At 68.2% G+C, this 17,263-nt stretch carries 15 protein-coding genes; 13 read left to right on the forward strand and 2 right to left on the reverse strand.

Annotation, left to right across the window (positions count from 1 at the left end; genetic code table 11):
• Positions 1-31 precede the first annotated feature (31 nt).
• Positions 32-2,263 carry a ribonuclease R gene (gene rnr, locus CAP38_RS04005; protein ID WP_179188441.1) on the forward strand — a complete coding sequence of 744 codons (2,232 nt, stop codon included), beginning with the start codon at positions 32-34 and terminating at the stop codon, positions 2,261-2,263.
• Positions 2,264-2,289: 26 nt separating this feature from the next.
• Positions 2,290-2,835, forward strand: a complete 546-nt coding sequence (locus tag CAP38_RS04010; protein ID WP_086119550.1) for a YggT family protein — start codon at positions 2,290-2,292, stop codon at positions 2,833-2,835.
• Positions 2,836-2,850: 15 nt separating this feature from the next.
• On the opposite strand, the gene CAP38_RS04015 is transcribed toward CAP38_RS04010, so the two are convergent.
• Both CAP38_RS04015 and CAP38_RS04020 read right to left on the reverse strand, forming a co-directional pair.
• On the reverse strand, positions 2,851-4,413 hold the full coding sequence (locus CAP38_RS04015; protein ID WP_086119764.1) for an NAD(P)H-hydrate dehydratase: 1,563 nt from the start codon (positions 4,411-4,413) through the stop codon (positions 2,851-2,853).
• Positions 4,414-4,445: 32 nt separating this feature from the next.
• Positions 4,446-5,705 carry an FAD-dependent oxidoreductase gene (locus tag CAP38_RS04020; protein WP_086119551.1) on the reverse strand — a complete coding sequence of 420 codons (1,260 nt, stop codon included), beginning with the start codon at positions 5,703-5,705 and terminating at the stop codon, positions 4,446-4,448.
• 236 nt (positions 5,706-5,941) lie between these two features.
• On the opposite strand from CAP38_RS04020, the gene rpsB reads away from it, so the two are divergent.
• The 11 genes from rpsB (at position 5,942) to lpxD (ending at position 17,260) form a co-directional block, all read left to right on the forward strand.
• The gene (gene rpsB / locus CAP38_RS04025; RefSeq protein WP_086119552.1) at positions 5,942-6,697 is read left to right on the forward strand and encodes a 30S ribosomal protein S2; all 756 of its coding nucleotides are present in this window, start codon (positions 5,942-5,944) and stop codon (positions 6,695-6,697) included.
• A gap of 119 nt (positions 6,698-6,816) precedes the next feature.
• Entirely contained in the window at positions 6,817-7,710 is an 894-nt protein-coding gene (gene tsf, locus CAP38_RS04030) for a translation elongation factor Ts (RefSeq protein ID WP_086119765.1), read from the forward strand.
• Positions 7,711-7,862: 152 nt separating this feature from the next.
• Positions 7,863-8,573: a UMP kinase gene (gene pyrH / locus CAP38_RS04035; RefSeq protein ID WP_086119553.1), complete on the forward strand. Its 711-nt coding sequence runs from the start codon at positions 7,863-7,865 to the stop codon at positions 8,571-8,573.
• Positions 8,574-8,609: 36 nt separating this feature from the next.
• Positions 8,610-9,170 carry a ribosome recycling factor gene (frr, locus tag CAP38_RS04040; RefSeq protein ID WP_086119554.1) on the forward strand — a complete coding sequence of 187 codons (561 nt, stop codon included), beginning with the start codon at positions 8,610-8,612 and terminating at the stop codon, positions 9,168-9,170.
• A gap of 12 nt (positions 9,171-9,182) precedes the next feature.
• Positions 9,183-9,935, forward strand: coding sequence for a polyprenyl diphosphate synthase (gene uppS / locus CAP38_RS04045; RefSeq protein WP_086119555.1), 753 nt, complete (start codon positions 9,183-9,185; stop codon positions 9,933-9,935).
• The gene (locus CAP38_RS04050) at positions 9,928-10,761 is read left to right on the forward strand and encodes a phosphatidate cytidylyltransferase (RefSeq protein WP_086119556.1); all 834 of its coding nucleotides are present in this window, start codon (positions 9,928-9,930) and stop codon (positions 10,759-10,761) included. The genes uppS and CAP38_RS04050 overlap by 8 nt, the downstream gene beginning before the upstream one ends.
• Before the next feature lie 14 nt (positions 10,762-10,775).
• Positions 10,776-11,957 (forward strand): 1-deoxy-D-xylulose-5-phosphate reductoisomerase, encoded by a 1,182-nt coding sequence (gene ispC / locus CAP38_RS04055; RefSeq protein ID WP_086119557.1) that lies wholly within the window; start codon positions 10,776-10,778, stop codon positions 11,955-11,957.
• A gap of 10 nt (positions 11,958-11,967) precedes the next feature.
• Positions 11,968-13,332, forward strand: coding sequence for an RIP metalloprotease RseP (gene rseP / locus CAP38_RS04060; protein WP_086119558.1), 1,365 nt, complete (start codon positions 11,968-11,970; stop codon positions 13,330-13,332).
• Between the two features lie 13 nt (positions 13,333-13,345).
• Complete coding sequence (bamA, locus tag CAP38_RS04065; RefSeq protein WP_086119766.1) at positions 13,346-15,682, forward strand: outer membrane protein assembly factor BamA; 2,337 nt, start codon at positions 13,346-13,348, stop codon at positions 15,680-15,682.
• 5 nt (positions 15,683-15,687) lie between these two features.
• Complete coding sequence (locus CAP38_RS04070) at positions 15,688-16,200, forward strand: OmpH family outer membrane protein (RefSeq protein ID WP_086119767.1); 513 nt, start codon at positions 15,688-15,690, stop codon at positions 16,198-16,200.
• A gap of 10 nt (positions 16,201-16,210) precedes the next feature.
• The gene (gene lpxD, locus CAP38_RS04075) at positions 16,211-17,260 is read left to right on the forward strand and encodes a UDP-3-O-(3-hydroxymyristoyl)glucosamine N-acyltransferase (RefSeq protein WP_086119559.1); all 1,050 of its coding nucleotides are present in this window, start codon (positions 16,211-16,213) and stop codon (positions 17,258-17,260) included.
• The last annotated feature ends 3 nt before the right edge of the window (positions 17,261-17,263 follow it).

The raw sequence follows: 17,263 nt of genomic DNA on the forward strand, positions 1-17,263 counted from the left end.
GTATAGCATCAAAAAATTGATCGACAAAACAGTGAACGAAAAAAACAGCCTGCTGGCCGAATTCGAAGGCGTCGTCTCGGGTCATCGCGATGGACACGGCTTCGTGATCCGGGACGATGGACAGGCTGACATCTATCTCCCCTCCAACGAAATGCGCGCGGTGCTCCACAAGGACCGCGTCAAGGCCCGCATCGTGCGGCTGGACCGCAAGGGCCGACCGGAGGGGCGCGTGACCGAGATCCTGGAGCGCTCCGACGCACCCATCATCGGCCGCCTGCTGCAGGAAAGCGGCGTGTGGCTGGTGGCGCCGGAAGACAAGCGCTATGGCCAGGACGTGCTCATCCCCAAGGGCGCCACCGGCTCGGCCAAACCGGGTCAGGTGGTGGTGGTCGAGCTGACCGAACCGCCGGCGCTCTACGGGCAGCCGGTGGGTCGCATCAAGGAAGTGCTGGGCGAGATCGACGACCCCGGCATGGAGATCGAGATCGCCGTGCGCAAGTACGGCGTGCCGCACGCGTTCTCCGAAGCCGCCCTGGCCCAGGCGCGGTCGCTGCCCGATCATGTGAGGGCGAGCGACCTCCAGCACCGCGTCGACCTGCGCGACGTGCCGCTGGTGACCATCGACGGCGAGGACGCGCGCGATTTCGATGACGCGGTCTACTGCGAGCCGGCCAAGGTGGGCCGGGGCAAGGGATGGCGCCTGCTGGTGGCGATTGCCGACGTGAGTCACTACGTGGAGACCGGCTCGGCCATCGACATCGATGCCTACGACCGCGCCACCTCGGTGTACTTCCCGCGACGCGTGATCCCCATGCTGCCGGAGAAGCTGTCCAACGGGCTGTGCTCGCTCAACCCCGGGGTGGAGCGGCTGTGCATGGTGTGCGACATGCTGATCAACGCCAAGGGCGAGGTCCATGCGTACCAGTTCTACCCGGCGGTCATGTTCAGCCATGCGCGCTTCACCTACACCGAGGTGGCCGCCATCCTTCAGAACACGCGCGGTCCCGAGGCGCAGGCCCGCAAGCCGCTGGTGCCCTACCTGCTGAACCTGCACGACGTCTACCGAGCGCTGCTGCAGGCCCGCCAGGCCCGGGGCGCGGTGGACTTCGAGACGGTGGAGACGCAGATCGTGTGCGACGAGTCCGGCCGCATCGAGCGGATCGTGCCGCGCACCCGCAACGACGCCCACAAGCTGATCGAGGAGGCCATGCTGGCGGCCAACGTCTGCTCGGCCGAGTTCATCGAACAGGGCAAGCACACCGGTCTGTTCCGGGTGCACGAGGGCCCGACGCCCGAAAAACAGGAGATCCTGCGCAACTACCTCAAGGCCATGGGGGTGCAGCAGACAATCGGCGACAACCCCAGGCCGATGGATTTCCAGCAGATCGCGGCGGCCACCAAGGACCGTCCCGAGGCGCAGCAGATCCACACCATGCTGCTGCGCTCGATGCAGCAGGCCATCTACACCCCGATCAACAGCGGGCACTTCGGTCTGGCCTTCGAGGCCTACACCCATTTCACCAGCCCGATCCGGCGGTACCCGGACCTGTTGGTGCACCGTGTGATCAAGGCCATCCTCACCCAGCGGCGTTATCAGTTGCCCGCCTTGCCCACCCCGGGCGAGGCCCATGCCAAGCTGAGCAAGCGGCTGGCCAGCCGCGCGCAGCCTTCCGACGCGCCGCCGCGCAAGCTGCCGGCCGACACGCTGGCCTGGCAGGCCGCCGGTCTGCACTGCAGCGCCAACGAGCGCCGGGCCGACGAGGCCAGCCGCGACGTGGAGGCCTGGCTCAAGTGCAAGTACATGCGCGAACACCTGGGCGAGGAGTTCAGCGGGGTGGTGTCCTCGGTCACGAGCTTCGGCCTGTTCGTCACGCTGGACGCGATGTATGTGGAAGGGCTGGTGCACATCACCGAGCTGGGCGGGGAGTACTTCCGCTTCGACGAGGCGCGGCAGGAACTGCGCGGTGAGCGCACCGGCATCCGTTACGCCCTGGGCACACGGGTCGATGTGCAGGTCAGCCGGGTGGACCTGGATGGCCGCCGCATCGACTTCCGGCTGGTCACGCCCGACGACGATCTGGTGGGGCGCGCCATGCGCGAGAAGGCGGGGGGCGGCGATCCGGCCGGCACGCGTGAGCGCAAGGGCCGTCGCACGGACAAGCCGCCCGTCACGGACGTGAAGACCGCAGTGCGCAAGGCCGCCAGCAAGAAGGCGGCGAAGGCCGGCGTCAACGGGAAATCACGCAAGGGCCGCCGGGGCTGACCGGCAGTCGGCCTACACTCCGCCCCATGCGCATCGTCCTGTTCCTGCTCGATACCCTGTTCTTCTTTCTGGTGGCGGCCGCCCTGTTGCGGGCCTGGATGAATCTGCAGCGGGTGCAGATGTCGGTCCAGCCGGGTCGCTTCGTCATGGCGATCACCGACTGGATCGTCAAGCCGGTGCGGCGGGTGCTGCCGCGGCCACTGGCGCAGTCCCGCATCGACTGGGGCAGCCTGCTGTCCGCCGAACTGCTGGCCCTGCTGCACGCGGTCATGACCGTCACCCTGGTGCAGGGCGGCGCTGCCTTCCAGCAGGCCGACTGGCTGGCCGCCGTCCCGCTGATGTCCGGCGTCTTTCTGTTGCGCACCGTGCTGCAGGGTCTGATGCTGCTGCTCATCGTGTATGCGGTGCTGAGCTGGGTTCAGCCGCACGCGCCGGTCATGGGCATGCTCGACAAACTGCTCGCGCCGCTGCTGCGACCCATCCGCAAGGTCGTGCCGCTGGTGGGTGGCGTGGACCTGTCGGTGCTGCTGCTGATCGTGCTGCTGCAGGTGGGGCTGATGGTGGTGGGCTGAGGCCGGCCCGGTCTGTCAGACCGGACGCGCAGCGCGCGCGAGAGCAGCGGCCGTGAGGCTGCCCTCGCCGGCATCCCAGGTCTGCGCCAGGAGGCCGTGCAGATGCACCGCACGGCAGACGGAATCCATGGCTTCTCCCGGGTGGCGGGCCATGGCGGCCGCCACCATGCCGGCCAGCACATCGCCGGTGCCGGCCGTGGCCAGGCGTGCATTGCCGCTGGCGTTGATCCAGGGCAGGCCTTGCGGTGCTGCCACCACGGTTCCTGCTCCCTTGAGCACGCAGATCACCTGGAGCAGCCCGGCCAGCGCCGAGGCCGCGCCCAGCCGGTCGGCCATCACGTCGGCCGTGCTGCGGCCCAGCAGCCGGGCCGCCTCCAGCGGATGGGGTGTGATCACGGTCGCCTGCCAGCCCCTGCGTCGCAGGGCATCCTGCAGCGCCCCGTCGTTCGCCACAGCGTTCAGGCCGTCTGCATCGAGCACCAGCCGCCCTGCATGGGCGAGCACGCCGGGCAGCCAGCTGCCAAGACCCGCCCCGCCGCCGCAGCCCGCGACCACCGTCAGGGCGGCGAGCGTCGGCGGGTCCAGCAGGGCGGGCAGATGCCGCAGCATCAGTTCCGGCTGTACCGGGTCCCATTCGACGGTGGTGGACGCATCCGGCACACCCAGATAGACCCGTCCCGCTCCGGCATGGAGTGCGGCCCGGGCGGCCAGCACGGCGGCGCCGGCCATGCCCTGACCGCTGTGCACCAGCGACTGCCCCGGCATGACCGCCACATCGCCGTAACTGCCCTTGTGCGCAGCATGCGGATGCCCGGCCTTGTCCCCGGGGTCGGACCCGAAACCACCCCAGTGGGTCGCCACGCCTGCGTCGTCGGGCACTGCGACACCCAGGGTGTCGAGCCAGACGTCCCCGGCCAGATCGCGCCCATGACCGGTGAGCAGGCCCGGCTTGAGGGTGAGCAGCGCCAGCGTGGCCCGCGGGTGGCGCGACGACGGCAACGGACCGGTCCAGCGCCCGGTGTCCGCATCCAGTCCGGAAGGGACATCCAGGCACAGCACTGGCCGGGGATCCTGCGCCAGTGCCCATGCGGTCTCTGCCAGCGGCCCTGGCCCGAGGGGCCGAGCCCCGATGCCCAGCAGTCCATCGATCAGGACCTCGGCGTCCTGACCCCACGGCGGCACGGCCGATCCAGCCTGCGGCAAACGTCGGAGATCGACCCCGGCGGACTCCGCCTGACGCAGCGCCCGGGCTGCATCCCCCGGCAAGGGGCGCGCAGGGTCGTGCAGCAACCAGGCCGTGACATGCCCTTGCCCCAGTGTCTGCAGGTGCCGATGCAGCGCTGTGGCGGCCACCAGACCATCGCCGCCGTTGTTGCCCGGCCCGCAGACGACGTCGATGCGCCGGGCCTGTGGCTGCCACGCCCGCAGCAGCCGGGCCGCTGCATCGCCGGCCCGGTTCATCAGGGTGCCGGGCGGCAGCCCGGCCTGCGCCAGCAACTCGATGGCGCGGGTGGTGGCCACGCTGTAGGCGCTTTCCCGGTGGGTCGGGTCGAGGCGGCGAGGCGTCAGCGGTGACATGGATCGTGCCTCCGGGTCCATGGTGCGTTGGGTCAGAGCCCGCGGCGGGTGGGCAGGAAGGGGCGTGCGTCCATCGTGGGCGCCTGCCCGGACAGGCCGTCGGCCAGCACACTGGCGGCGCCGCAGGCCAGGCTCCAGCCGGCCTCACCGTGGCCCACGTTGAGCCACACGCCGGGGATGCGGGTGGGGCCGATCAGGGGCGGGCCGTCCGGCAGGACCGACTGCGTGCCTTGCCATTCCTGCAGGCTGCTGCCGGGGCCACCCACCCGCGCTGCACCCGGAAACCAGTCGAGGAGGGCGTCGTAGAGTCGGCGCAGGGTGTCCGGGTCGGGTGCCGCGTCCGCCCGCGAGAGCAGTCGGCCTCCGCTGACCCGGACCCGCTGGCCCAGCCGGGTGATGCTGATGCCGGTCGAGGCGTCCAGCACGCCCGAGATGGGCGCATCCAGCGGCTCGCGCAGCGGCGCGCTCACCGAGCACGACTGGACGCCCATCAGGGGGAGTCGCAGGCCGTGTCCGTCCAGCAGGCCGGCGGCGTCGGTGCCGTTGCACAGAATGGCCACATCGAATGATTCGCCGGGCTGACCGGCCCGTTGCACCTCGACCCCGCCCTGCGCACGGGGCAACAGGGCCGAGACCGGGTGCCCCATCTCGAACCGGCAACCGGACTCCATGGCCGCCTGCCGGATCAGCAGCGCCCACTCCCGGGGGTTGGCCACACCGGCTGTAGGCAGCTCGATGGCCCCGGCCAGCGCGGTGTCGGGGCGCAGCGCCGGCTCGATCCGGCGGGCGGCGGCCGCATCGAGCTCCCGGCATGGGGTGCCCCACTGCCGCAGCCGGGCCACCACCGGCTGAGCCCATTCCTGCTCGCGGCGGGTCCTCAACAGCACCAGCAGTCCTTCGGAGCGGTCATGGTCGAGCTGCAGCCGGTCCTGCAGGTCGTTCATCACGTCCTGGCTGCGCACCGACAGCGCATGGAACGCCGCGAGGTCGTCATCGACCCGGGGTGCTGTCGAATGAAACCGCCACTTCCACAGCCATGCCCAGCGGGACGGTCCGGGCCAGCCTCGCAGGCCCAGTCGGGTGCCCGGACGGCCGCTGCCCTGGCCGAAACCCCTGGTCAGGCCGCGCCAGGGCTGGTGCCAGCCGGCACCGACCAGTCCGCCGGGCGCAAAGCTCGCCCCCTCGGCCGCCCTGGAGGCACGCTCGAACACGGTCACCGAATGCCCCTGCTCGGTCAGCCGGTGGGCCGCTGCGATGCCCACGACACCCGCGCCGATGATGGCCACCTTCATGCAGCCCTCCTGGCAAACGAGCGGTGCGGCAGCGGTCGGATCGGGTGGCGTCTGGGCATGGGTCGGGGTGGGGGGAGTGACTGCTATAATCGACAAGCTTTGCGCCAAGTGGTGCAGAGAAATCGCAAACCAGCCCGACCAGGTGTCGGATCCTTCCGACAAAGCAACCCGCCAGGGTACGCCGTCGAAGGCCGATCGGGGCTGGATTTTAGACACAACCTCTGGAAAGAAATCCCATGTCGATCTCCATGCGCGAAATGCTGGAAGCCGGTGTCCACTTTGGCCACCAGACCCGCTTCTGGAACCCCAAGATGGCCCCGTACATCTTCGGCCATCGCAACAAGATTCATATCGTCAACCTCGAGAAGACACTGCCGCTGTTCGAGGAAGCCCAGAAATTCGTGCGCCAGCTCTCCGCCAACCGCGGCACCATCCTGATGGTGGGCACCAAGCGCACCTCGCGCGAGATCGTGGCAGCCGAAGCCCGCCGCGCCGGCGTGCCCTTCGTCGACCAGCGCTGGCTCGGCGGCATGCTGACCAACTTCAAGACGGTCAAGACCTCCATCAAGCGCCTCAAGGACATGCAGGCCCAGCAGGAAGCCGGCCTGGAGAGCATGACCAAGAAGGAGCAGCTGCTGTTCGCCCGCGAAATGGAAAAGCTGGAGAAGGACATCGGCGGCATCCAGGACATGACCGCGCTGCCCGACGCCATCTTCGTGATCGACGTGGGCTTCCACAAGATCGCCGTGCTCGAGGCCCAGAAGCTGGGCATCCCGCTGGTGGGCGTGGTCGACACCAACCACTCGCCGGCCGGCATCGACTATGTGATCCCCGGCAACGACGACTCGGCCCGTGCCGTGGCCCTGTACGCCCGTGGCATCGCTGACGCCATCCTGGAAGGCCGCGCCAACGCCGTGACCGACGTGGCCAAGGCCGTGGCCGCCGAAGGCGCCGACGAGTTCGTGGAAGTCAAGGACGGCGCCGCCGCCTGATTCCCGACCGCTTGGGCAGGAGGGGCTCGCGTAGCCCCTTTTTCACACCCTGCCGCCGGAGATCCGACGTATTTCAACCGCCTGCCCGGGTGTCCTGGCAGGCCACAGGAGAAAGCAACATGGCAATTACCGCAAGCATGGTCGCCGAACTGCGCGCCAAGACCGACGCCCCGATGATGGAGTGCAAGAAGGCCCTGACCGAGGCCGACGGCGACATGGCCAAGGCCGAAGAGCTGCTGCGCGTCAAGCTGGGCACCAAGGCCGGCAAGGCCGCCAGCCGCGTGACCGCCGAAGGCGTGGTCGCATCGCACATCGACGGCAGCACCGGCGCCCTGATCGAAGTCAACTGCGAAACCGACTTCGTCACCAAGAACGACAGCTTCCTGGCCCTGGCCGCTGCCGCTGCCCGCCTGATCGCCGAACACAACCCGGCCGACATCGACGCCCTGGGCGCGCTGCCCTACAGCCAGGACGGCTTCGGCCCCACCCTGGAAGAAGTCCGCAAGGGCCTGATCGGCAAGATCGGCGAGAACATGTCCTTCCGCCGCTTCAAGCGCTGGGCCAACGGTGGCCAGCTGGCCGGTTACCTGCACGGCACCCGCATCGGCGTCGTGGTCGAGTTCGACGGCGATGCCGTGGCCGCCAAGGATGTGGCCATGCATGTGGCCGCCATGAAGCCGGTGTCCCTGACCTCGGCCGATGTGCCCGCCGACCTGATCGAGCGCGAGCGCTCGGTGGCTGCCGCCAAGGCCGCCGAATCGGGCAAGCCGGCCGACATCGTGGCCAAGATGGTCGAAGGCTCGGTGCAGAAGTACCTCAAGGAAGTCTCGCTGACCGACCAGGTCTTCGTGAAGGCCGCCGACGGCAAGCAGACCGTCGGTGCCTACCTCAAGTCCGCCGGCACCAACGTCAAGGGCTTCACCCTGTACGTGGTGGGCGAGGGCATCGAGAAGAAGGTCGACGACTTCGCCGCCGAGGTCGCTGCCCAGGTGGCCGCTGCCAAAGGCGCCTGACACCGGCCTGCCGGTTCACCGGCAAGCCAGTACAGCAACGGGCCGCAAGGCCCGTTGTCACATCCGGCGGCGACTCGACGTCCGCCTGCTGGCCGCTACACTTGGCGGCTGGTGTTTCCGTATTCCAAGAACCGCTCTGCTGAAGGTCATTCATGCCCGCCTACAAACGGATCTTGCTGAAGCTGTCGGGGGAGGCCCTCATGGGCGACGACGCTTTCGGCATCAACCGCGCCACCATCGTCCGCATGGTGGATGAGATCGCCGAAGTCACCCGCCTGGGCGTCCAGGTCGCCATCGTGATCGGCGGTGGCAACATCTTCCGCGGCGTGGCGGGTGGTTCGGTCGGCATGGACCGGGCCACCGCCGACTACATGGGCATGCTCGCCACCGTGATGAACTCGCTGGCGCTGGCCGACACGATGGAGAAGGCGGGTCTGGTGGCCCGCGTCATGTCGGCCATCGCCATCGAGCAGGTGGTCGAGCCGTATGTGCGTCCCAAGGCGCTGCAGTACCTTGAAGAAGGCAAGGTGGTGGTGTTTGCCGCCGGTACCGGCAACCCCTTCTTCACCACCGACACCGCCGCCGCGCTGCGTGGCGCCGAGATCGGCGCCGAGGTGGTGCTCAAGGCCACCAAGGTGGACGGGGTCTACACCGCCGATCCCAACAAGGACAAGACCGCCACCCGCTACACCTCCATCAGCTTCGACGAGGCCATGGCGCGCAACCTGCAGGTCATGGATGCCACGGCGTTCGCGCTGTGCCGCGATCAGAAGCTGCCCGTCAAGGTGTTCTCCATCTTCAAGCCGGGCGCGCTGCGTGCCGTGGTCATGGGGGCCGACGAAGGCACCCTGGTCCATGTCTGAGCCCGTACCGTTCACTGCCATTCCTCCGGAGATTCCATGACCATTGCCGACATCCGCAAGAACGCCGAGCACAAGATGCAGCAGTCCATCGAGGCGTTCAAGAACAGCCTGACGAAGGTCCGTACCGGGCGCGCCAACCCGCAGCTGCTCGATACGGTGCATGTGGACTACTACGGCTCCATGCTGCCGCTGTCCCAGGTGGCCAACCTGTCGCTGCTGGACGCCCGCACCATCGGTGTGGCCCCGTGGGAAAAGGGCATGGGTGCCAAGATCGAGAAGGCCATCCGCGAGTCCGACCTCGGCCTGAACCCGGCCACCCAGGGCGACCTGATCCGTGTTCCCATGCCGCCCATGACCGAAGAGCGCCGCCGCGAGCTCACCAAGGTGGTCAAAGGGGAGGGCGAGGCCGCCAAGATCGCCATCCGCAACCTGCGCCGCGATGCCAACGAGGCGGTGAAGAAGCTGGTGAAGGACAAGCTGGCCTCCGAGGACGATGACCGCCGTGCCCAGGAAGACATCCAGAAGCTGACCGACCGCATGATTGCCGAGGTGGACAAGCTGGTGGCTTCCAAGGAACAGGACATCATGGCCGTCTGACGGCCCCGCGTCATGCACACCTCCGCCTCAGACCGCGTACCGGCCCATGTGGCCATCGTCATGGATGGCAACGGTCGCTGGGCACGCCGGCGCTGGTTGCCCCGTGTGGCCGGTCACAAGCAAGGCGTCGAGGCCCTGCGGCAGGTGGTCCGGGCCTGCCTGGAGCGGCACATTCCGGTGCTCACCGTGTTCGCGTTCTCGTCCGAGAACTGGAGCCGCCCCGCCGATGAGGTGTCCGGCCTGATGGAGCTGCTGTCGCTGGCGCTGCAGCGCGAGGTGCCCAGCCTTCTGGACAACGGCGTGCGGCTGCATTTCCCGGGTGACCGCGCAGGCCTGTCGGCTCGCGTCGTGCAAGGGCTGGAAGCCGCCGAAGAGCGAACGGCCCACAACCAGCGTCTGGTGCTCAATGTCTGCTTCAACTACGGGGGCCGCTGGGACATCGTGCAGGCCGCCCGCCAGCTCGCCGAGCGTGGCGTCGAGATCACCGAAGACAGCCTGTCTTCGGCCATGGCCCTGTCGCACGTGCCTGACCCTGACCTGCTGATCCGCACCGGCGGCGAGACCCGCATCAGCAACTTCCTGCTCTGGCAATCGGCCTACACCGAGTTCGTCTTCACCGACACCTTGTGGCCCGACTTCGATGCCGCCGCACTGGACCGTGCGCTGGCCGAGTTCGCACAGCGCGAGCGCCGCTTCGGAAAGACCTCAGAGCAGCTGACGGACGCCCCCGCGTCCGCCGTGGCCGACACCCGCCTCCATGCTTAAACAGCGCGTCATCACGGCGGTGGTCCTGCTGGCCATCCTGCTTCCCGCGCTGTTCCATGCCTCCATCGTTCCCTTCGCGGCCTTCACGCTGCTGCTGATCGTTGCAGCCGGCTGGGAATGGGCGCGCCTGAACGGCTGCGGCCCGCTGGTCTCCCGCCTGCTGGGACTCGGACTGGGCGCAGGCCTGCTGGCGCTCTGGATGGCGGGAGGCCTGGCACTGGACTGGCGCCTGCTTTGGCTGCTGGTCGGTGGCCTGTGGCTGCTGCTGGCGGCTGTCATGCTCTGGCGCGGTGTGGCCGGGTGGGCACGCTGGCCGGCACCGTTGCGTCTCTGGCTGGGCCTGTTCCTGCTGGCATCGGCCTGGCTGGCACTGGTGCAGGCGCGCCAGCAGAGCCTGAGCTTCCTGCTGTCGGTGCTGCTGCTGGTCTGGGTGGCCGACATCGCCGCCTACGCCGGTGGTAAGACGCTGGGTCGGCGCAAGCTGGCGCCGAACATCAGCCCCGGCAAGAGCTGGGAGGGTGCCATCAGCGGCCTGCTGGGCGTGCTGCTGCTGGCCGGTGGCTGGATGGTCGCCGATGCCTCCGGCTGGGGCGACGGACACAGCCTGTACGCCAGGCTGGCCGCCCATGGCTGGCTGGTGGCCCTGCCGGCCCTGCTGGGCCTGACCGCCATGAGCGTGGCCGGCGATCTGGTGGAGTCGCTGGTCAAGCGGTCGGCCGGCGTCAAGGATTCCAGCCAGCTGCTGCCCGGTCATGGCGGGGTGCTGGACCGGGTCGATGCCCTGGTGCCGGTGCTGCCGCTGGCCATGATGCTCTCCACCTTCTGATCCTTCTTCATCGCATGCAGACCCTCACCGTCCTGGGCTCCACCGGCTCCATCGGCACCAGCACCCTGGATGTGGTGGCCCGTCACCCCGATCGCTACCGAGTGCATGCACTGACCGCCTCGACGCAGGTGGACCTCATGCTGGCCCAGTGCCGGCAGTTCCGTCCGGCCGTGGCCGTGATGGCGGGAGACGTGCAGGCCGCGGCGCTGCGCGAGCGCTGCCGCGCCGAAGGTCTGCCGGTCGAGGTGCGGTCGGGCCAGGATGCGCTGTGCGAGGTCAGCGCCGATCCGGCGGTCGACATGGTCATGGCCGCCATCGTCGGTGCGGCGGGGCTGGCGCCGGCGCTTGCCGCAGCCCGGGCGGGCAAGAAGCTGCTGCTGGCCAACAAGGAGGCGCTGGTGGTGGGCGCCGACCTGTTCATGCAGGCGGTGCGCGAGGGGGGTGCCACCCTGCTGCCGATCGACAGCGAGCACTCGGCCATCTTCCAGTCGCTTCCCGAAGATCCGACCACCTGGGACCGCCGCGTCGACCGCATCGTGCTCACCGCCTCGGGGGGGCCCTTCCGCACCCGCGACCCCGCCACGCTGGCCGACGTCACGCCCGATCAGGCCTGCGCCCATCCCAACTGGGTCATGGGGCGCAAGATCTCGGTGGATTCGGCCACGATGATGAACAAGGCCCTGGAGGTGATCGAGGCACGCTACCTCTTCGGTCTGCCGCCCGAGCGCATCGAGGTGGTGATCCACCCGCAGAGCGTGGTGCATTCCATGGTGCAGTACCGCGACCACTCCATCGTGGCCCAGTTGGGCACGCCGGACATGCGGGTTCCGATTGCGTATGGCCTGTCGTGGCCGGAGCGCATCGAATCGGGCGCGCTGCCGCTGGATTTCTCGAAGCTGGCCTCGCTGACCTTCGAAAAACCCGACGCAGCGCGGTTTCCGGGGCTGCCGCTGGCCTGGGAGGCCCTGGCGGGGCCCACCGGCACCACGGCCGTGCTGAATGCGGCCAACGAGGTGGCGGTGGCGGCGTTTCTCGAGGGCCGTCTGCGGTTCGACCGCATCCATGCGGTCAACCATGCAACTTTGAGCAGCCTGGTTCCCTCCAACCCCGGCAGCGTGGATGACCTGATGGCCATCGACGCCCAGGCCCGGTCGATGGCCCAGTCGCACGTCGGGCGTTTCGCTTCCATCACCTGAGCACCTCACCATGCTGACCGTCGTTGCCTTCATCGCTGCCCTGGGCCTGCTGATTGCGGTGCACGAATATGGTCATTACCGGGTGGCCGTGGCCTGTGGCGTGAAGGTCCTGCGCTTTTCGGTCGGGTTCGGCAGGCCGCTGTTCACCTGGCGCAGGGCCGGCAGCCCCACCGAGTACGTGATCGGCGCCTTGCCCCTGGGTGGGTATGTGCGCATGCTGGACGAGCGCGAAGGCCCGGTCGATCCGGCCGAGCGCCACCTGGCCTTCAACACCCAGTCCCTGAGGAAGCGGGCCGCGATCGTGGCCGCCGGACCGGCCGCCAACCTGCTGCTGGCCGTGCTCCTCTATGCGGTGGTGAACTGGGCGGGGGTGCAGGAGCCGCAGCCGGTGCTCTCGGGTCCGGTGGCCGGCTCGCTGGCCGAAAAGGCCGGACTCCGGGGCGGCGAGCGGGTGGTGCGCGCCGCCTTTGCGGAAGATGAAGCCACGGCCGTGCGGTCCTTCGAGGACCTGCGCTGGCGGCTGACCCAGGGCGCGCTCGACGGCCGCGACATCACCCTCTGGGTAGGGCAGGACGCCGAGGATGCGGGCCGTCCGGTGCTGCTGCCCCTCTCCGGTCTGGAGGTGCGCGAGGCCGACGCCTCGCTGTTCCAGCGCATCGGCATCACCGCGCCCTACAGCCCGCCCGAGGTGGGGGAGATCATGGATGGCGGTGCAGCCCAGGCGGCAGGCCTGAGGGCAGGTGACCGGGTGCAGGCGGTGGATGGCGTGTCGGTCCGGGATGGCCAGCACCTGCGCTCGCTCATCCGCAGTGCGGTGGGGCCGGCGGGGGAAGCCCGCGCCCAGCAGTGGCGTCTGGAGCGGCAGGGCCAGGTGCTGGACATCGAGGTCCGGCCCACGCCGGAGCAGCGCGACGGTGCCTGGGTGGGGCGCATCGGGGCCTATGTCGGCGGGCTGCCTGCCATGACCACGGTGGAGCACGGACCGATCGAGGGACTGTGGCTGGGGGCCGTCAAGACCGCCGAAGTCTCGTGGCTCACGCTCAAGATGATGGGCCGCATGCTGATCGGCGAGGCGTCACTCAGCAACCTCAGCGGCCCTCTGACGATTGCCGACTACGCCGGCAAGTCGGCGAGCCTGGGGCTCACGCCCTACATCCTGTTCCTCGCCCTCATCAGCGTGAGCCTGGGGGTGCTGAACCTGCTGCCGCTGCCGGTCCTCGATGGGGGGCACCTGATGTATTATCTTTGGGAGGGTGTGACGGGGCGTCGCATCTCCGACGTCTGGATGGATCGCCTGCAGCGGGGCGGTGTCATGGTTCTCATGGCGCTCATGTCCATCGCCTTGTTCAACGATGTGGCCCGCCTCGCAGGCTGAACGCTTCCTTCTCATGAAATTCAAGAAAACCGGTTTTCGCGGCCTCACGCTCACCGTGCTCGCGTCAACCCTGATGGCGGCCTTGCCCGCCTGGGCGGTCGATCCCTTCACCGTGCGCGACATCCGTGTGGAAGGTCTGCAGCGGGTCGAGCCCGGCACCATCTTCGCGTCGTTGCCGTTCCGCATCGGCGATCAGTACAACGACGACAAGGGCTCGAGCGCCATCCGCTCGCTGTTTGGCCTGGGCCTGTTCAGCGACGTGCGCATCCAGGTCGACGGCGACGTGCTCACCGTGATCGTGGAAGAGCGTCCCACGGTGGCCGACGTGAGCTTTTCGGGCATCAAGGAATTCGACGCCGAGACCCTGCGCAAGTCGCTGCGCGACATCGGCCTGGCCGAAGGCCGGCCGTTCGACAAGGCGCTGGCCGACCGCGCCGAGCAGGAGCTCAAGCGCCAGTACATCACCCGCAGCATGTATGCCGCGCAGGTGGTGACCACCGTCACGCCGACCGAGCGCAACCGCATCAACCTGAACTTCAGCGTGGTCGAGGGCGACATCGCCCGCATCACCGACATCCGCATCGTCGGCAACCGCGCGTTCTCCGAGTCCACGCTGCGTGACCTGTTCGACCTGAACACGGGCAACTGGCTGAGCTGGTACACCAAGTCCGACCGCTATTCGCGCGCCAAGCTCAACGCCGACATCGAGACCCTGCGCTCCTACTACCTCACCCGCGGCTTCCTGGAGTTCCGCATCGACTCCACCCAGGTGGCCATCACCCCGGGCAAGGACGAGATGTCCATCACCCTCAACATCACCGAGGGTGACCGTTACGTGGTCTCGTCGGTGGCGCTGGAGGGCGAGTACCTGGGCCGCGAAAACGAGTTCAAGAGCCTGGTCACCCTCAAACCCGGCGAGGCCTACAACGTGGAGGACCTGACCGCCACCACCAAGGCCTTCACCGAGTACTTCGGTGCCTTCGGCTATGCCTTTGCCCAGGTCGAAGCCACGCCGGACATCGACCGTGCGAACAAGCGCGTGGCCTTCGTGATCCGCGCCCAGCCCTCGCGCCGGGTGTACGTGCGCCGCATCAACGTGGAAGGCAACAACCGCACCCGCGACGAAGTGATCCGCCGCGAGTTCCGCCAGTTCGAATCGGCCTGGTACGACAGCGACCGCATCCGCCTCTCGCGCGACCGGGTGGACCGCCTGGGGTTCTTCACCAACGTCTCGATCGACACCCAGGCCGTGCCGGGCTCCCCCGACCAGGTGGATCTGACGGTGGCCGTGGCCGAAAAGCCCACCGGCAACCTGACGCTGGGCGCTGGTTATGGCCAGGCCGAGGGCCTGTCGCTGGTGGCCGGCATCCGGCAGGAAAACGTGTTCGGCTCCGGCAACTACCTGGGTATCGATGTCAACACCAGCAAGTTCAACCGCCAGGTGGTGCTGAGCACGACCGATCCGTACTTCACGCCCGACGGCGTGTCGCGCAGCTTCGATGCCTACTACCGCACCACGCGACCGTACGGCACGCAGACCCAGGACCTGGGCGACTACCGCCTGATCACCAAGGGCCTGAGCACGCGATTCGGCGTGCCGTTCACCGAACAGGACACGGTGTTCTTTGGCGTGGGGGTGGAGCAGACCACCATCGAGGACGGCACGTTCCTGCCCGACGCCTATGCCGACTACCGCAACCAGTTCGGCGCCACCAGCAACACGCTGCCCCTGACGGTGGGCTGGGCGCGGGATTCCCGCGACAGCGCGCTGGTGCCGACCACCGGTCGCTACCAGCGCTTCAACACCGAGGTGGCCGTGGCGGGTGATGCGCGGTACTTCAAGGCCAACTACCAGTTCCAGCAGTACATCCCGCTGACCAAGAAGTACACCCTGGCGTTCAACACCGAGCTGGGCTACGGCAAGGGCTTCGGCGGCAAGCCCTATCCGATCTTCAAGAACTTCTTCGGCGGCGGCCTGGGTTCGGTGCGGGGTTTCGAGCAGGGCACGCTGGGCCCGTTGTCGACTGTGCGAAATACCAATCCGGTGCAGCAGATCAATATCGGCGGCAACCAGAACTTTGCCTTCAATGCCGAGTTCATCACCCCGTTCCCGGGCGCCGGCAACGACCGCACCTTGCGCATGTTCGGATTCTTCGACGTGGGTAACGTGGCCAACTCCGAGGTGGCCGGCTCGCCTGGGCTGTTCTCGGACCTGCGCGCCTCGGTCGGCATCGGCCTGAGCTGGATCTCGCCGGTGGGGCCGCTGCGCTTTGCGATCGCCACCCCGATCCGCAAGCAGCCGCAGGATAAAATCCAGCGTTTCCAATTCCAGATCGGAACCTCGTTTTGATGAACATGTCTTCGTTTGCACGCCGCCTTGCCCTGACCCTGTTCATGGGCCTTGCCCTGTCGGCTGGTCCGGCCATGGCCCAGGCCACCAAGATCGGGGCCATCAATGTCGAGAAGATCCTGCGCGAGTCGAACACCGCCAAGGCGGTGTCGGCCAAGCTGGAGCAGGACTTCTCCAAGCGTGAGCGCGACATCCGCACGGCGGCCGACCAGTTCCGTGCCTCCGTGGAGAAGTTCGAGAAGGAAGGCCCGACCATGGCCGAGAGCCAGCGGGCGACCCGCCAGCGCCAGCTGGCCGAGCAGGAGCGGGACATCCAGCGCCGCCAGCGCGACTTCCAGGAAGAGCTCAACCTGCGCCGCAACGAAGCCCTGCAGCAGGTGGTCGAGAAGCTCAACCGGGTGGTGCGTCAGATCGCCGAGTCCGACAAGTACGACCTGATCGTCTCCGAGGCCTACTACATCAACCCGCGCGTGGACATCACCGACAAGGTCATGTCCGCCCTCGACAGCGCGAAGTGACGGGCGGCGCATGGCCGCGCTGCTGACCGACATCGTGCAGGCCCTGGGCGGGGCCCTGCACGGATCCCCCGACCGATCCATCCACCGGCTGGCCCCGCTCGACACGGCAGGGCCGGCCGATCTGTCTTTCGTGTCCCACCCGCGCTACGCGAAGCAGATCGACACCACCCAGGCCGGTGCGCTCATCGTGCCGCCCGCACTGCAGCTTCAGGCCTGTGCGCGGGGCGACTGCATCGTCACCGACGACCCGTATCTCTACTTCGCGCGCCTCACCCAGTGGTGGAAGCAGCGCCACTCAGTCGCACCTGCGGCCGGCATACATCGGTCTGCCGTGGTGGATCCGTCGGCGCACATCGGCGCGGGCGTGAGCATCGGCCCGTTCGCCGTGGTCGGCCCGGGCGTTACCTTGGGGAGCGGCGTTCACCTGGGCGCCCACTGTCTGCTGGAGGCCGGCGTGTCGGTGGGCGAGGGCAGTCGCCTCTACAGCCATGTGACGGTGCGCGAGGGCTGCTCGCTCGGGCAGAGGTGCATCGTCCATCCGGGGGTGGTCATCGGCGCCGACGGTTTCGGTTTCGCCCCTCACCAGGGCCAGTGGATCAAGATCGAGCAGCTCGGCGCGGTGCGCATCGGGGACGACGTGGAGATCGGCGCCAATTGCTGCATCGACCGGGGCGCGCTGGACGACACCGTCATCGGCAACGGCGTGAAGCTCGACAACCTGATCCAGATCGGCCACAACGTGAAGATCGGTGACCACACGGCCATGGCCGGCTGCGTGGGCGTGGCCGGCAGCGCCACCATCGGTGCGCGCTGCACCGTGGGGGGCGGGGCCATCGTGCTGGGCCACCTGACGCTGGCCGACGGCGTGCACATCTCGGCCGCATCGGTGGTCACCCGCTCCATCCTGCAGCCGGGTCAGTACACCGGCATGTTTCCCATCGACGACAATGCCGCCTGGGAAAAGAACGCCGCTTCGCTCAAGCAGCTCAATCGCCTGCGCGAACGCCTCAAGGCCGCCGAGCATGCCATCGCGCAGGCCCTCCACAAGAACACCGACTGACCA

The organism is Hydrogenophaga sp. IBVHS2 (assembly GCF_002127215.1).
Classification (GTDB): domain Bacteria; phylum Pseudomonadota; class Gammaproteobacteria; order Burkholderiales; family Burkholderiaceae_C; genus Hydrogenophaga.

What these genes read in the sequence shown, in the direction of transcription:
- frr (WP_086119554.1), top strand. Translation starts at nt 8,610, where the DNA reads ATGACCATTGCCGACATCCGCAAGAACGCCGAGCACAAGATGCAGCAG.
- CAP38_RS04050 (WP_086119556.1), top strand. Translation starts at nt 9,928, where the DNA reads ATGCTTAAACAGCGCGTCATCACGGCGGTGGTCCTGCTGGCCATCCTG.
- CAP38_RS04070 (WP_086119767.1), top strand. Translation starts at nt 15,688, where the DNA reads ATGTCTTCGTTTGCACGCCGCCTTGCCCTGACCCTGTTCATGGGCCTT.
- ispC (WP_086119557.1), top strand. Translation starts at nt 10,776, where the DNA reads ATGCAGACCCTCACCGTCCTGGGCTCCACCGGCTCCATCGGCACCAGC.
- bamA (WP_086119766.1), top strand. Translation starts at nt 13,346, where the DNA reads ATGAAATTCAAGAAAACCGGTTTTCGCGGCCTCACGCTCACCGTGCTC.
- tsf (WP_086119765.1), top strand. Translation starts at nt 6,817, where the DNA reads ATGGCAATTACCGCAAGCATGGTCGCCGAACTGCGCGCCAAGACCGAC.
- CAP38_RS04020 (WP_086119551.1), bottom strand. Translation starts at nt 5,705, where the DNA reads ATGAAGGTGGCCATCATCGGCGCGGGTGTCGTGGGCATCGCAGCGGCC.
- CAP38_RS04015 (WP_086119764.1), bottom strand. Translation starts at nt 4,413, where the DNA reads ATGTCACCGCTGACGCCTCGCCGCCTCGACCCGACCCACCGGGAAAGC.
- rseP (WP_086119558.1), top strand. Translation starts at nt 11,968, where the DNA reads ATGCTGACCGTCGTTGCCTTCATCGCTGCCCTGGGCCTGCTGATTGCG.
- CAP38_RS04010 (WP_086119550.1), top strand. Translation starts at nt 2,290, where the DNA reads ATGCGCATCGTCCTGTTCCTGCTCGATACCCTGTTCTTCTTTCTGGTG.
- rpsB (WP_086119552.1), top strand. Translation starts at nt 5,942, where the DNA reads ATGTCGATCTCCATGCGCGAAATGCTGGAAGCCGGTGTCCACTTTGGC.
- uppS (WP_086119555.1), top strand. Translation starts at nt 9,183, where the DNA reads ATGCACACCTCCGCCTCAGACCGCGTACCGGCCCATGTGGCCATCGTC.
- pyrH (WP_086119553.1), top strand. Translation starts at nt 7,863, where the DNA reads ATGCCCGCCTACAAACGGATCTTGCTGAAGCTGTCGGGGGAGGCCCTC.
- lpxD (WP_086119559.1), top strand. Translation starts at nt 16,211, where the DNA reads ATGGCCGCGCTGCTGACCGACATCGTGCAGGCCCTGGGCGGGGCCCTG.